This window comes from Bradyrhizobium ivorense (assembly GCF_900696085.1).
Taxonomy (GTDB): domain Bacteria; phylum Pseudomonadota; class Alphaproteobacteria; order Rhizobiales; family Xanthobacteraceae; genus Bradyrhizobium; species Bradyrhizobium ivorense.
The window spans coordinates 264,741-279,531 of sequence record NZ_CAADFC020000028.1 but is presented as its reverse complement, the minus strand read 5'-3'; the positions used below and the strand labels follow the sequence as shown (position 1 = coordinate 279,531).

Below are 14,791 nucleotides of genomic sequence, written 5' to 3'. Positions count from 1 at the left end.
CAAACTAGATATTGCTCACGCAAAGTCTATTCGGACCCGGCGTGGTCTCGCACTAGATTCGGGCCTCGATTCGCGGACCGGTAAAATTCTGCTTTGAAATGAATCCGACAACATGCGCCGAGGTCCCGGCGGCCAATAGCGATCTCAGGATTGCGCTGCTGCTAGGCATCGCCAACTGGTTTCTGTTCCTGGACCACATTCCGCACAACGCAGTCAGTGCACTGACCTTGCACAACTTCGGCTTTAGCGGCGCGACCGACCTGTTCGTGTTCGTCGGCGGCTACGCCGCGGTGCTGATCTCCGCCAGGATGTCGTTGGAGCGGGGCTATGTAGTGGCGGCAACCCGCATCTTCAAGCGCGTGTGGCAGCTGTATGCGGCCTATATCGTGCTGTTCGTGATCTATGTCGAGTTGATCAGCTACGTCGCGACGCGGACCGCGGCGCCGGAGATCATCAGCGAGTTCAACATTACCGGCTTCATCGACCACCCGATCCGGACGCTGATCTATGGCCTGTTCCTGCAGGCCAAACCGCTCAATCTCGATGTCCTGCAACTCTTCATTGTCTTGATGGCCGTCCAGCCCGTCGTCCTGCTCGGGCTGCTGTATGTGCCGAACGCGACGCTGGCCGCCGCGGTGACGCTCTACGTCGCCGCCCGCGTGTTCGACTGGAACCTGGCATCGTATCCGGACGGCCGCTGGTACTTCAACCCGTTCTGCTGGCAGCTGCTGTTCGTAATGGGCGGCTGGTGCGCGCTGCTCGGCAAGCGGTATGCCCATGTGATCCGCGCCCTGCAGGCGATCCCTGCCCTGCGCGCCGCGGCGCTGTTGTACCTGCTGTTCGCGGTGACCGTCGTCGCCAGCGGCAATATCCCGGCGCTCGGCAAAATGATGCCGACCGCACTGATCGATACGTTCCTACCGGACGACAGAGAGGACATCGCGCCGCACCGCATCCTGCATTTCCTGGCGCTGACATTCCTGTTCACCTTGCTGGTCCCCCGCGACTGGGCGCATCTGCGGGCTCACGCCTTGCAGCCGATCGTGAAGTGCGGCGAGGAGTGGCTGGCGGTGTTCTGCGCCGGCGTGTTCCTGTCCTTTGCGGCGCATTTTATCCTGATCACCGGACCGAACTCGCTGGCGATGCAGATTGCAGTCAGCGTCGCCGGCCTCGCCGCGATGACGGGAGTGGCCTACTACGTCTCGTGGTCGCGGCATCAGGACTACAAATCGGCGGTCGGAGCCCGATCGTGAAGCAAATAGCCTAGTCAACCATCCGCGCTCGCCTCAGCCGCGTCTCGCTCGCGCGCAGCATGGCGATATCGAGCGCATTGCGCTCCGCTGCGTCGGAGGCGCAGGCAAACAGGCGGTAGAACTGCAATCCGTCGTAAGCGACCAGCAGCAGATCGACGCCGGCGTTCAGCGCCTCCACGACCGCGGTGCAGACGTTGTGCTGATAGATCGCTCCCATCACCAGATCATCGGTCATCACGATGCCCTGGTAATTCCACCGCTTCCGGATAAGTCCATCGATCACCGCCTTTGAATGCGACGCAGGCCGCCCTGGATCGAGCGCGCTGACCGCGACATGCCCGACCATCAGCCGCGCGTTGGTCGTCGACAGCACGTCACGGAACGGGCGCCAGTCGGTCGCCTCGAGTTCGTCCACCGGCGTATCGAGGTCGGCGCGGAAATGATGCGTGTCGGCCCGCACGCGGCCGAGCCCGGGAAAATGCTTCACGGTTGCACCGATGCCTGCGGATTCGAGGCCGCGAATATAGGCGCTCGCGATCGTGCCGACCTTGGCGGGATCATCCGAGATCGCACGCTGGCTGATCAGCGTGTTGAAATCGAGCCGGTTGCGTTTTGCCTCCGGCCGCAGGTCGAGCACCGGCGCGAAATTGACATTGATGCCGAGCGACGCCAATTCCTGCCCGTGAATGCGTCCGAACTCCTCGGCCTTCGCCTTCTGCTGGTCCTCGCTCAATTCGGCCAGCGACGCCAGCGCCGGCAGCCTCGTGAGTGGCAGCGCCAAATGGGAGACGATCCCCCCTTCCTGATCCGCGGCGACGACCAGCGGCGGCAGACCCGTAGCCCGCCGCTTGTCCTGCAGCGCCGCGATCTCCGCCTTCAATTCGTCGGCCGTTCGGCCGGCGAGATTGTGCCGCGTGACATAGACGCCTGCGATCAACCCGCGCTCGGCGAGACGCGCCACCTCGTCGAACGATGAATAGCCCACGATGAAATGCTGCCCGAGCGTGCGCGCCAGCGCCGGCTCGGCCTCAAGAATGCTGCGCTCGCGCAGCACGAGCGTCGCACGCGAGACGGTGATTCCGAGCAGCGGCAGACACCACAACACAATCAGCAGCCTGCCGCTCCATCCGCGCCGGCTCAAGAAGTCGCGGCGAAGCAGCATCAGTACCGCGGCCGCACTTGCGGCCACCAGCAGACAATTACCCGCCCCGCGCAGCGGGACGAGATAGGGATCGTTGTTGTTGATGCCGGCGAAGACGAACACAGGCCCGGCGATCCAGAGCAGGACGACGCCAATGCGCTTGACGATTTGCATGGGACCACGCGCGATGGAAGAGAGCGACCGGCATCGTCCGTAGCAGAGCAAACTTGTTGGCGCGAGCGGGGAAGCCGCCTCTGCACACAATCTGCGGAAGAATCCTGAACTCCTGCTGATCGCATTCTCACGGCTTGCACGCGCACGGTCGAAAGTTCGACAGGGGCAGGCCGGAGCACGTTCGCATGGCGCGGACGAGCCGGCGTGCGCTGCACTCAGACATCGCTTCAATTGAGAGGTCATGATGACAAGCCTTGCGCCGCCGCAGACCGAGACCCAACCGATTGCCCCCGGCCTTCCGCCGGCCAAGGGCGCAGCGACACTGGCGCTAGCTGCACTGGCCGACTGGCTGTTCTTCGGCCAGCAGCTTGGAATCTCCGTCGTGATTTTCGCGATTGCGCTGACCGGCGCAGCGCTGGCGGCCAATTTCGGACAGCTCGATCACCGTCGGCTGCTGCTGGCTGGACTGATCGTCGTGGCGGGGCTGCTGCCCGCCGTGGAGGAGGTCAATGCCATCTCGCTGACCATCGCCGTTCTGGCGCTCGGCATTGCGCTGGCGCTGACCACCAATCCTTATCTCGACGGTCTCGCCGAGGGGGCGGCGTCCCTGCTCGATTTGTTCCTGACCGGTCCATTCAGATTTTTCCGCGATGTCGTCAGCGCGTTCAACCTGCCGGCAGTCACCAGGGGATTTGCCCTGTGGCTCGTCCCATTGCTGCTCGGCAGCCTCTTCGTTGCTCTGTTCGTGGCGGCCAATCCGCTGCTGGAGAAGTGGATCAGCCAGCTCAACCCCGGCAACCCGGCGTCCTATCTCAGCGTAAGCCGCACGCTGTTCTGGATCGCGGCGCTGGCGGCGGTCTGGCCCTTCATCCAGGTCGGGTGGCGTCGCGGCTTTCTGACGATGGCCGACACCATCGAATTTCCCGCAAGCGATACGATTGAGCCTGTCAACGCGATGGATTTTCTCGGCGCCGGCACCATCCTGCGCTCGCTGATCCTGTTCAACCTGCTGTTTGCGATCCAAACCATCCTCGACGCGATCTATCTCTGGGGCAACGCCGCACTGCCCGCCGACATCACCTATGCCGCCTATGCACATCGCGGCGCCTATCCCCTGATCGTCACGGCGCTGTTGGCTGCAGCCTTCGTCCTGGTCGCGATGCGGCCGGGCGGTCCCGCCGAGCACTCACGGGTGATACGTCCCCTGGTCTACCTCTGGGTCGGACAGAACGTGCTGCTGGTGATCTCCTCGATGCTCCGGCTCGACGCCTACGTCCAGGTCTACCTCCTCACCTACTGGCGCATCGCCGCCTTCGTCTGGATGCTGCTCGTCGCGGTCGGCCTGGTCCTGATCCTCGCCCGCATCGTGCTGCGGCGCTCGAACCAATGGCTGATCCAGGCCAACCTGCTTGCGTTGACATTCGTGGTCTACGCCTGCGCCCTGATCAACCTCGCCGCCATCATCGCCGACTACAATGTCAGCCACAGCCGTGAGGCGTCCGGCAAGGGGGTCAATCTCGACATGGACTACCTTCTCCAGCTCGGCCCGCAGGCCCTGCCTGCCATCGACAGGGCTTTCCAGCTCCGCTACGCCAACCCGGTCCTTGTCTCCCGCCGTAATTGCCTTGTAGAACAGCAACACCGGCAGATGGCCGCTTGGCGCAGCTGGGGCTTTCGCGGCTGGCGGCTGCAGCGCCTGCTAGACGAGCGCGAGAAAGCCACCGCCGCGAGCTAGCCAGGACGCCGGATCCGGAGAGCCCAATTGACCCACCGCATCCTCGTTGTCGACGACGACCCGCATATCCGCGAGGTGATCCGCGTCGCCCTCAAGAAGGCCGGCATGAGCGTGACCGAGGCGCGCGACGGCAAGGAGGCGCTAGTCCGCTTTGCCGGCGACCGGCCGGACCTGATCGTGCTCGATATCGGCATGCCGGAATTCGACGGCCTCGACGTCTGCCGCGAGATCCGCAAATCGTCCGACGTGCCGATCCTGTTCCTGTCCGCCCGCGATGAGGAGATCGACCGCGTCCTCGGGCTCGAGATCGGCGGCGACGACTACGTGACCAAGCCGTTCAGCCCGCGCGAGCTGGTCGCGCGGGTCAATGTCATCCTGCGGCGGCTGACGCCGCGCGCCGCCGCGGCGAAGCCGGATGCGAGCGTGCTGTCCCGGGGGCATCTCTCGGTGGATCCCGAGCAGCATGTCGCGACCTTCGCAGGCGCAGCGCTTCGCCTCACCGCCATCGAGTTCGGAATCCTGCGCGCCTTCCTGACCCGGCCGACTTCGGTGTTCAACCGCGAGCAGATCATGAGCGCGGCCTACCAGCTCAACATCCAGGTCTCCGACCGCACCATCGACAGCCATATCCGCAACATCCGCGCCAAGCTTGCCGCCGTGAAGTGCGACAACGTCATCGAGACCGTGCATGGCGTCGGCTTCAAGCTCGGCCGGTGCGAGCCGCAGGCATGACGTCGTTTCGCGCCCGCCAGAAGTGGCGCCCCTCGCTCAGCCTGGTCATTTTCACCGTGCTGGCGCTGGTCGCGGTGCTGCCGCTGATGGGGTTGTTCTTCTTCCGCCTCTACGACAACCAGCTGATCCACCAGACGCAGGCCGAGCTGATTGCGCAGAGCCGCGTGCTGGCCGCGATCTATGCGCAGGAGGTGCAGGCGCGGCTCGGCAATGCAATCCCGCTTGGCGCGACGCTGCCGCCGGAGGCGCTGCCCGACCCCGGGGACCGGTTGACGCCGATCCGGCCCGCGCTCGATCTCGCCGGCAACGATCTGCTGCGGCGGCGGCCCGATGCGTTGCCGGCCGCAAGGCCGGCGGATCCGGCCTATGTCGAGATCGGCGCGCGGTTGACGCCGATCATCCGCGAGACCCAGAAGGTGACGCTGGCGGGCTTCCGGATTCTCGACCCGCAGGGCGTGGTGATCGCCGGACGCCAGGAGGTCGGACAGTCGCTCGCCCATATCGAGGAAGTCGCGACCGCGCTGCGCGGCCAGTACAGCGCCGCGCTGCGCATCCGCATGCCCGACAAGCCGCCGCCACCGATCTATTCGATCAGCCGCGGCGTCGGGGTCCACGTGTTCTCGGCGATGCCCGTCATCGTCAACGACCGCGTCGCCGGCGTGATCTACACCTCGCGGACGCCGAGCAACATCTTCGATCATCTCTATCAGGAACGCGGCAAGTTCCTGCTCGCCGCCCTGGCCGTGGTGCTGGCGACGATCGCGATCGGCCTGGTGTTCTCGCGCACGGTCACGCGACCGATGCGCGAGTTGGTCGATCGCGCCGTGCGCATCGGCCGCGGCGATCGCGACGCGTTTCGGGCGCTGAAGCATTACGGCACCCGCGAGCTCGCCCAGCTCTCCGACAGCTTTTTCGACATGGCCCACCAGCTCTCGCGCCGCTCCGACTATATCGCGACGTTCTCCGCGCACCTCACGCATGAGCTGAAATCGCCACTGACCTCGATCAAGGGGGCGGCCGAGCTGCTGCAGGACTCGCTGCAGAGCAAATCGGATGCGCTGACGCGGACCGAGCAGAAGAACTTCATCTCGAACATCCTCGGCGACGTCGAGCGGCTGGACGCCATGAGCCAGCGGCTGCGCGAGCTGGCCCGCGCGGAAAGCGCCCCGCAGAACGAGCAGACGCAGCTCGCTCCCGTCATCGACGATTTGAAGAGCCGCTTTGCGGCCCGAACAATCACCGCCGGCGGGTGCCTCGAGCGCTCGATCGGAATGTCCGGCGAAAAGGCGCTGATTGTGCTGGCCCACCTCGCCGACAACGCCTTCCGTCACAACGCAACGCACCTGCAGATCGAAGCGACCGCCGAAGCATCCGCGATCCGCATGACGGTCAGCAACGACGGCGATCCGATCTCGGACGCCAATCGCGACAAGATCTTCGACGCCTTCTTCACCACCCGCCGCGATTCCGGCGGCACCGGAATGGGATTGGCGATCGCGCAAGCCGTCATGGTGTCCCATGGCGGCTCGATCCGTCTCCTGCCGTCCAGCCGGGGCGTCGCCTTCGAGCTGGAGTTCCCCGCTGTCTAACTTCAGACGCGCTCGATGATGATCGCCGGCGCCATGCCGCCAGCCGCGCACATCGTGACCAAGCCGCGCTTGAGGTCGCGGCGTTCGAGCTCGTCCAGCACCGTCCCGATCAGTATCGAACCGGTGGCGCCGATCGGGTGGCCGAGCGCGATCGAGCCGCCATTGACGTTGACCTTGTCGCGATCGAGCTTGAGGTCGCGGATGTATTTCTCGGCGACCACCGCAAAGGCCTCGTTGATCTCGAACAGATCGATGTCGTCGAGCGTCAGCCCGGCCTTGGCGAGCACCTTGCGCGTCGCCGGGACCGGCGCATTAAGCATCAAGGTTGGCGAGTCCCCCATATTGGCGGTCGCAACCACGCGGGCGCGCGGCTTCAGCCCGTGCTTGCGCGCGTAGTCCGGCGACGCCAGCAGGATCGCCGCCGAGCCATCGACCACGCCCGAGGAATTTCCCGCGTGGTGGACAAAGTTGATGTCGAGATCGGGATACTTGTCCAGGATCAGCTTCCGGTAGGTCGTGCCCTTGTCGTCAAGCGCGTAGTCGGCAACGGCGGGGAAGGCCGGCTTCAGCGCGGCAAGACCTTCGAGCGTCGTCTGCGGCCGCGGATACTCCTCGCGGTCGAGCGCCAAGGTGCCGTCCTCGCGGTGGACCGCAACCAGGCTCTTGTCGAAATGGCCGCCGGCAATCGCCGCGGCCGCGCGCTTCTGGCTCTCGTAGCCGAGCGCGTCGACATCTTCGCGAGAAATCCCCTCCATGGTCGCGATGGCATCGGCGCAGACGCCCTGGTGGGATTGCGGGTGGCGGGCGCGCAGGCGCAAATTGCCATTGTCCATCATGAACGGCCCCTCGCCGCGGCGGCCATCCATCGACATCATTTCCGTGCCGCCGGCGATCATGAGGTCCTCGGAGCCTGCCATGATGGCATTGGCGGCCATGTTGACGCTGGTGATGCCGGAGCCGCAGAACCGATCGAGCGTGACGCCCGAGGCGCGCACGTCATAGCCGGCATCCAGCGCCGACATCCGGCCGAGATCGCCGCTCTGCGGGCCGCGCTGCGAGCTTGTTCCCCAGATGATGTCGTCGACATCGGCGGTGTTGATGCCGGTTCGATCCGCCAGCGCCCGCAGCACGGTAGCGCCGAGTTGCTGCGGATGGATGCCGGCGAGCGCGCCCTTGCCGGCCTTGCCGATGCCGCGCGGCGTCCTGCATGCATCGATAATCAGCGCGTCAGCCATGGTGGTTTCCTCTCGTCACTTTTGGTTTGAGGCATTTGCCGCCGAACCGAGCGCATTGTCAATTCGCGGCGACCGCCCTGCAACGGCATGCCCCCGCGTATACGCCGAAATACAATCCGGCCATCTAGCGTCCCTTGTAGTTGGGCGTTCGCTTCTCGACGAACGCATTCAGCCCTTCCTGGCAGTCTTCCGTCGAGGCGACCACCACAAAACTCTCGGCGGCGTTCTCGACCGAGCGGCGGAAATCGGCGTCGACCGCGCGCATGAAAGCGTCGCGGCCGATCTTCATCACGACCGGCGATTTCGCCGCCAGCTTTCGCGCGATCTCCCGGGCGCGATCGAGCGCGGTGCCCTTCGGCACGACTTCGCTGAGCAGGCCCATGCGAAAAGCGGAGGCGGCGTCGAACGGCTCGCCGAGGAATAACGGGCCGAATGCCTGGTGCCTCCCGACCAGCCGTGGCAACTGCACGAAGTGGATCGCCGGGATCAGGCCGACATCGATCTCGGGATAGCCGAAGGTCGCGCCGTCGCCCGCGATGATCATGTCGCAGGAGATCGCGATCGTCATGCCGCCGGCGCGCACCGCGCCGTCGACCGCCGCGATGGTCGGCTTGCCCATCCGATACTGGGTGTCGTTCAGCGCGAAGTAGAGCCGCTCGAGAAACCCCTTGACCTCGATCGCGGGCTTGCCCCTGATGATATCGAGGTCGAGGCCGGCGCAAAACACCTTGTGGGCGCTGTGGATGATGACGGCGCGCACCGCCGCATCGTCGCGCGCTTTGGCCAGCGCCGCCAGCAGCGCATCGATCAAGGGGATGCTGAGCGCATTGACCGGCGCGCGGTCCAGCACGATCTCCGCAATCTGGTCGGCAATCGAGTAACGAACGAGGTCCGTCATGATGTTCTCCCGCTATTCCTTGGCTTGCCGCACCGCGCCGGATTGCAACAGGTCGTCGATCTCCGCCGCGCCAAATCCGGCTTCGGCCAGCACCGCACGGCTATCCTGCCCAACATCCGGCGCGGGACACAGCCGATCCTCCGACAAGCTCGCGATCCCGGGCGTCCGCGGCGTGTAGACCGCACCGACACCTGGCGTATCCTGGCACACCGATGCCTTGGTCTCTTCGACATGGACGTTGCGCAGCCATTCGCCGGGATCGAGGATCCGCTCGGCGATGATATCGGCGGCATACAGCCGCGCCAGCCAGGCCTCGGTCGGCTGGGCCAAAAACACCTCGCGCAGCTGCGGGATCAGCGCGTCGGCGGCATCGGCCCGCCGGGCGAAGTCGGCGAAGCGCGGATCGCTGGCGAGATCCTCGCGCCCGATCGCAGCGCAGAGGCGCTTGTACTGCGGCTCGTTCACCAGCGTCACCATCATCCAGCCGTCCTGCGTCTGGTAGGTGCCGGCCGGCACGTTGAGCGCGCGCGGCGCGCCGCCCTCGAGAATGAACTCCGCCACCTTGTGGCCGAGCAGCGCCGCTGTCGACTGGCAGAGATTGACGTCGATCCAGCGGCCGGTGCCGACCGTCGCACGCGCAAACAGCGTCGTGGCAATCGCCTGGAACGCATAGACGCCGGTGACGACGTCGGAGATCGTGGTGCCGACCCGGTGCGGCACGCCATCGGTGCCGACATTGATGGAGACCAGTCCGGAAAACGCCTGCGCGACCGAATCCGAACCCGGCCGTTTCGCATACGGCCCGCTCTGCCCAAACCCGCTGACGGAGAGATAAACCAGGCCGGGATTGTCGCGCGACAGGCTCTCGTAGCCGAGCCCGAGTCGCTCGGCGACGCCGGGCCGGAATCCTTCGATCAGCACGTCGGCTTCTCTCGCGAGCCGCTGCGCGATCGCAATTCCGTCCTTGTGCTTCATGTCGAGACACAGGCTGCGCTTGCCGCGGTTATAGACCGCCGACAGCGTCGTGTGATTGCCGTAGGTGGTGCCGAGGTAGCGCGACCAGTCGCCCTCCGGCGGCTCGACCTTGATGACGTCGGCACCGTAGACCCCGAGCAGCATCGCGCAATAGGGCGAGGCGATCCCCTGCCCGAAATCGAGCACCTTCAGGCCCCGATACGGCGCCTCATGCGTCGGCGTCAGTTTGCCCGCCATTGGTCCTCCCGGCTTGCGAAGAGCCCTCCGGAACTCACAGCGCCAGGTAGCGCTGCCGGATGTTGTCGTTGGCCTTCAGCTCTTCGATGGAGGATGTGTAGACGATCTGGCCCTTGTCGATAACCGTCGCGTGGCTCGCAAGGCCAAGGCAAAAATGCATGTTCTGCTCGGCGATCAGGACCGTGGCGCCGGTGCCGCGGAGCTGCCGCAGCAGCTCGCCGATGCGCTGCACGATGATCGGCGCCAGCCCCTCGCTCGGCTCGTCGAGCAGCAGCAGCGCCGGATTGCCCATCAGCGTGCGGGCGATCGCCAGCATCTGCTGCTCGCCGCCGGAGAGCCGGCCGGCGATCCGGTTGCGCAACGGCTCCAGCAGCGGAAACACGTCGTAGACCCGGCGGATCGACCACTCGTCCTCGCCATCGGGCCCCTTCTTCTGGCCGATCACGAGATTGTCCTCGACGGTGTGCTCGGGAAAGATCTGCCGGTCCTCCGGCACGAAGCCGAGCCCGGCGCGGGCGATGTGGTGCGGCTTCATCCCCGACACCTGCCGGCCGCGCAAGGTCACCTTGCCGCGTCGCGCCGGCGCCAGTCCCATGATGGCCTTCATGGTCGTCGATTTGCCGGCGCCGTTGCGGCCGAGCAGCGCCATGGTCTCGCCCTGCCGCACCGACAGGCCGACACCGAACAGGATCTGGCTGGTGCCGTAGTAGACGTCGAGATCCTCGACCTGCACCACCGGCTGCGCGCTCATGCGACCGCTCCCGCGTGGTCCTCGCTGCCGAGATAAGCCTCGATCACGGCATCGTTCTTGCGGATCGCGTCCGGCGTACCGGTGGCCAGGATCCGGCCGTAGCACAGCACCACGATCTTCGGCGCGATCTTGAACACGATGTCCATGTCGTGCTCGATGAACACCACCGTGATCTTCTGTGTCTCCCAGAGTTCGCGCACCTTGTCGATCATGCGCCAGCGCTCCTCGGTGCCCATGCCGGCGGTCGGCTCGTCCAGCAGCAGCACCTTGGGATCAAGCACCAGCGCGAGCGCGATATCGAGCAGTTTCTGGTCGCCGTGCGACAAGGTCGCGGCGGTGCGGTTGCGCTTATTGGCGAGCCCGAGCAGTTCCATCGCATGCTCGGCGCGGTCGCGCGTTTCCGCCAGCGGAAAACGGCGATGCATCACACCGGCGCGGCGCTGATCGGCGCACACCGTGGCCAGCATCGTCTCCTCCACCGTCAGCGACGGGAAGATGCTTGCAACCTGGAAGGCGCGGCCGATGCCGTGGCGGACGATCTCCGGCGGCGTCTTGCCCGCCAGGTCGGCGCCGTTGAGCAGGATCTGGCCGGCGTCCGGCTTCAACGCGCCCGTGATCAGATTGAAGAACGTGCTCTTGCCCGCGCCGTTGGGACCGATCACGGCGGTGAGCGAACCGTCGGCGAAGTCGAGCGAGACATCGTCGGTCGCCTTGACGCCGCCAAACGATTTCGAAAGTCCGCGGATCTCCAGCATGGCTAGCCGCCCGCCTTTCCGCGACGCTGCGCGATCCACTCGACGACGAAATCCATCAGGCCTTTCCGAAGGCCGATGGCAAAGAACAGGATCACGATGCCGAGCACGATGCCGTGATACTCGGTCAGGCGGGTCACGGTGTCGTTGAGGATCAGCAGGAGCACCGTGCCGACCATCGGCCCGAGGAAGGTGGTGACGCCGCCGAGCATGTTGATGAAGATGCCCTCGCCCGAGATCGTCCAATAGGCGAATTCCGGATAGGCGCCGGAGACGAACAGCGCCATGATCATGCCGCCGGTCGAGGCGAACAGCGCCGCCAGCACGAAGATTGTCAGCTTCGCCCGCCACACGTTGATGCCGATAAAGCTCGCCCGCGTGGCGTTGTCGCGGATCATGCGCAGCGTGTAGCCGAACGGCGATTGCGCGATCTGGCGCATCAGCAGCAGCCCGATCACCAGCAGCGCGCAGCTCATGATGTAGAGATGCAGGTGGTTCGAGAGGTCGATACCGAGGAACGGCGGCCGCGGAATGCCGCCGCGCAGCCCCTGGTCGCCGCCGGTCAGCGACTGCCACGACAGGATGGTGGAGTGGATCAGCATCTGGAACGCCAGCGTGACGAAGGCGAAGTAGATTTCCTTCAGCCGCACGCAGACCGCGCCGATCACGACGGAGACGACGAAGGTGATCGCCAGCGTGGCGACGAAGGCCACCGGGATCGCGACGCCGGTCTTCTGCATCATCAGGCCGAAGCCATAGGCGCCGAGGCCGAAGAACATGCCGTGGCCGAACGAGATCAACCCGGTGTAGCCGACCAAGAGGTTGAGCGAGGTCGCGAACAGTCCGTAGGCGGCGCAGCGGATCACGAAATCGAGCAGTTGCTTGCTGCCGAACAGCATCGGCAGCAGCGCCAGCACGATGAAGGCCGCGAGTGCGATCAGCACGTCGCGATAGCGCTGCGGCCGGGCGTCGATCCGGGGTACCTCGATGGGTTGCGCACCCTGCCCGGCCTGCAGCTCGGTCATGCGACCTCCTTGCCGAACAGGCCGGTCGGGCGCGACACCAGCACGATCACCATGAACAGATACATCAGGCCTTCGGTGAACAGCGGGAAGCCGAGCGAGCCGAAGGAGCGGATCAGGCCGATCAGGAGCGCGCCGATCAGCGCGCCGAGAATCGAGCCCATGCCGCCGATCACGGTGACGATGAAGGACTCGATCAGCACCGAGAAGCCCATGCCCGGCGTCAGCGAGCGCACCGGCGCGGCCAGCGCGCCGGCCAGCCCCGCCAGCATGCCGCCGAGCGCGAACACGCCGCCATAGATCAGCCCGGTGTTGATGCCGAGCGCGGAGACCATGCCGGGATTATGCGCGGCGGCGCGGATCACCTTGCCGATCCGCGAGCGCGCCAGCCCCAGCCCGAGGATCACGGCGGCGACCAGCGCCACGCCGATCAGCAGCAGATAATACGGCGGCACCACGCCGCCGGCGATGAACAGCGGCGGCACCTGGAACGCCGCCGGCATGCCCATCGACTTGAATTCCGGTCCCCAGATCATGCGGACGACGTCGTCGAAGATCAGCACGAAGGCGTAGCACACCAGCAGCTGCATCAAGACGTCGGCGCCGTAGACCCGGCTCATGAAGGCGCGCTCGAAGATCAGGCCGAGCAGTGCCGTGCCCGCGGCGCCGCACAGCATCGCCAGCGCGAAGCTGCCGGTGAGCTGATAGGCGGTCATCGCAAAATAGGCGCCGAACATGTAGAAGGCGCCGTGGCTGAAATTGACCACCTTGAGCACGCCGAAGATCAAGGTCAGCCCGACCGCGACCAGAAACAGCAGCATGCCGATGATGAGGCCGCTGGTGGTTTGCGTCACCAGGCAGGCAGGACTGGTGAGACAGCCGGCGAGCGCGTCGAGGTCCACGAGAGATCATCCACTCCAGCGAGCCGCGATTTTCGGCGCGCAACAAACAGTATGCGACGGGCGGAAAGCGGCAGGCGCCGCCTCACGCCGTCGACGGATCAGGTGTAGCCCTTGCTCTTCTTCCACTCGGCCTCGAGCTCGAAGATGGTCTTCCAGTCGCCGGCCTTGACGTCGGGCACGTAGGGCTCCTGCGGGATCGTGGTGCCCCAGCCGATCGCGTAGCCGACCAGCGTGCGGTCCTCGGCGCGCATGGTGACGGTGCCGTCGGCGCCGAACGGACATTTGATGGTCAACCCGGTCAGGGCCTCCGCGATCTTCTTGCCGTCGGTCGAGTTGGCCTTCTTCACGGCCGCGTCGAGGAACATCACCGCGGTCGCGTTCTGCCACGACCAGTTGGTCGGATACTCGTTGTACTTCGCCTTGTAGGCATCGCCCCAGGCGGCATTCTCCGGCGTCGCCGGGAACGTCTTGATGTAGCGGTCGCCGGAGTGGATGCCCTTCGGCAGGTTCTTCACCACGGTGAGCGCGGTGTAGTCGGCCATGTTGACCGCGAACACCTCCATCTGGCTGAACATCGCGTAGATGTTGGCCTGATCGATGTAGGAGGTGAGATCGCCGCCCCACAGGCAAGAATACAGCGCCTGCGGCTTGGCCTGCAGGATCTTGGTCACCACCTCGGTGTAGTCGGGCTGGAACAGCTTTGGCCAGGACTCGCTGATGATCTCGACATCGGGCGCGAACTTCTTCAGGTACAGCACGAACTCGGCGGTGGTGTCGCGGCCATAGGCGTAATCAGGCGAACAGGTCGCCCACTTCTTCAGGCCCTTGGCCTTCGATATCTGCGCCGCATAGCTGGCGCCGACGATCGAGTCATGGATACCTTGGCGGACGCAGCGGAATGCGTTCGGAATGTGCTGCTTGGGATCGGCCGTCAGCGACGACGCTTCCGAGCAGGTGTGGATGCAGAGCACGCCGAGGTCGCGCGCCACCTCGTGAACCGCGAACGATCCCGACGACGCCTCGCCGTCGAACAGCAGCTCGCAGCCGTCGGTGTTGACGAGTTCGCGCGCGATGCGCGCGGCTTCCTGCGGCTGCCCCTTGGAATCGCGGATCACCATCTCGATCTGCCGTCCGGCGAGGCCGCCTGCGGCGTTGATCTTCTCGACCTCCAGCATCACCCCGTTGCGCGAGGAGGTGCCGAGCTGAGCGACGCGGCCCGACAGAATGGTCGGCATGCCGACCTTGATGGTCTTGGCCTGCGCGCGCGCCACCCATGGCGCGGCAACGTTCACGGCGCCTGCGCCCATCAGCGCCAGAGTCGCGCGCCGGCTGATGCCCGGTTTACGGGTTCTCGTCATTTTCCTCTCCCTGTCGGATTCGCGTTCCCAAATCCCT

Annotated in this window: 13 protein-coding genes; 4 read left to right on the top strand and 9 right to left on the bottom strand. The window is 65.5% G+C overall.

The genetic code is table 11. From position 1 onward, the window contains the following. The first annotated feature begins 98 nt into the window (after positions 1-98). Positions 99-1,253, top strand: a complete 1,155-nt coding sequence (locus tag CI41S_RS32470; RefSeq protein ID WP_139863165.1) for an OpgC domain-containing protein — start codon at positions 99-101, stop codon at positions 1,251-1,253. Between the two features lie 10 nt (positions 1,254-1,263). On the opposite strand, the gene CI41S_RS32465 is transcribed toward CI41S_RS32470, so the two are convergent. After that, positions 1,264-2,568, bottom strand: a complete 1,305-nt coding sequence (locus tag CI41S_RS32465) for a glycoside hydrolase family 3 N-terminal domain-containing protein (protein ID WP_139863164.1) — start codon at positions 2,566-2,568, stop codon at positions 1,264-1,266. Between the two features lie 241 nt (positions 2,569-2,809). Between CI41S_RS32465 and CI41S_RS32460 the strand changes: the two genes are divergently transcribed. From CI41S_RS32460 to CI41S_RS32450, 3 genes are read left to right on the top strand one after another with little or no spacing between them, the layout of a single operon-like run. Further along, complete coding sequence (locus tag CI41S_RS32460; protein WP_347339278.1) at positions 2,810-4,303, top strand: DUF4153 domain-containing protein; 1,494 nt, start codon at positions 2,810-2,812, stop codon at positions 4,301-4,303. Positions 4,304-4,330: 27 nt separating this feature from the next. Further along, entirely contained in the window at positions 4,331-5,035 is a 705-nt protein-coding gene (locus tag CI41S_RS32455; protein WP_139863163.1) for a response regulator transcription factor, read from the top strand. Then, positions 5,032-6,624, top strand: coding sequence for an ATP-binding protein (locus tag CI41S_RS32450; protein ID WP_139863162.1), 1,593 nt, complete (start codon positions 5,032-5,034; stop codon positions 6,622-6,624). Before CI41S_RS32455 ends, CI41S_RS32450 begins: the two co-directional genes overlap by 4 nt. 2 nt (positions 6,625-6,626) lie before the next feature. Here the strand turns inward: CI41S_RS32450 and CI41S_RS32445 are convergent, their stop codons facing one another. The 8 genes from CI41S_RS32445 to CI41S_RS32410 form a co-directional block, all read right to left on the bottom strand. Continuing rightward, complete coding sequence (locus CI41S_RS32445) at positions 6,627-7,859, bottom strand: acetyl-CoA C-acetyltransferase (protein ID WP_139863161.1); 1,233 nt, start codon at positions 7,857-7,859, stop codon at positions 6,627-6,629. A gap of 124 nt (positions 7,860-7,983) precedes the next feature. Further along, positions 7,984-8,757, bottom strand: coding sequence for an enoyl-CoA hydratase/isomerase family protein (locus CI41S_RS32440; protein ID WP_172628273.1), 774 nt, complete (start codon positions 8,755-8,757; stop codon positions 7,984-7,986). A gap of 12 nt (positions 8,758-8,769) precedes the next feature. Next, the gene (locus CI41S_RS32435; protein ID WP_139863159.1) at positions 8,770-9,969 is read right to left on the bottom strand and encodes a CaiB/BaiF CoA transferase family protein; all 1,200 of its coding nucleotides are present in this window, start codon (positions 9,967-9,969) and stop codon (positions 8,770-8,772) included. A gap of 34 nt (positions 9,970-10,003) precedes the next feature. After that, the gene (locus CI41S_RS32430) at positions 10,004-10,720 is read right to left on the bottom strand and encodes an ABC transporter ATP-binding protein (RefSeq protein WP_139863158.1); all 717 of its coding nucleotides are present in this window, start codon (positions 10,718-10,720) and stop codon (positions 10,004-10,006) included. Further along, on the bottom strand, positions 10,717-11,475 hold the full coding sequence (locus CI41S_RS32425) for an ABC transporter ATP-binding protein (protein ID WP_139863157.1): 759 nt from the start codon (positions 11,473-11,475) through the stop codon (positions 10,717-10,719). Before CI41S_RS32425 ends, CI41S_RS32430 begins: the two co-directional genes overlap by 4 nt. Positions 11,476-11,477: 2 nt before the next feature. Next, positions 11,478-12,497: a branched-chain amino acid ABC transporter permease gene (locus CI41S_RS32420; RefSeq protein WP_139863156.1), complete on the bottom strand. Its 1,020-nt coding sequence runs from the start codon at positions 12,495-12,497 to the stop codon at positions 11,478-11,480. Further along, the gene (locus tag CI41S_RS32415; RefSeq protein ID WP_139485474.1) at positions 12,494-13,396 is read right to left on the bottom strand and encodes a branched-chain amino acid ABC transporter permease; all 903 of its coding nucleotides are present in this window, start codon (positions 13,394-13,396) and stop codon (positions 12,494-12,496) included. Before CI41S_RS32415 ends, CI41S_RS32420 begins: the two co-directional genes overlap by 4 nt. A 98-nt stretch (positions 13,397-13,494) precedes the next feature. Next, positions 13,495-14,754: an ABC transporter substrate-binding protein gene (locus tag CI41S_RS32410; RefSeq protein WP_139863155.1), complete on the bottom strand. Its 1,260-nt coding sequence runs from the start codon at positions 14,752-14,754 to the stop codon at positions 13,495-13,497. Positions 14,755-14,791: the final 37 nt, after the last annotated feature.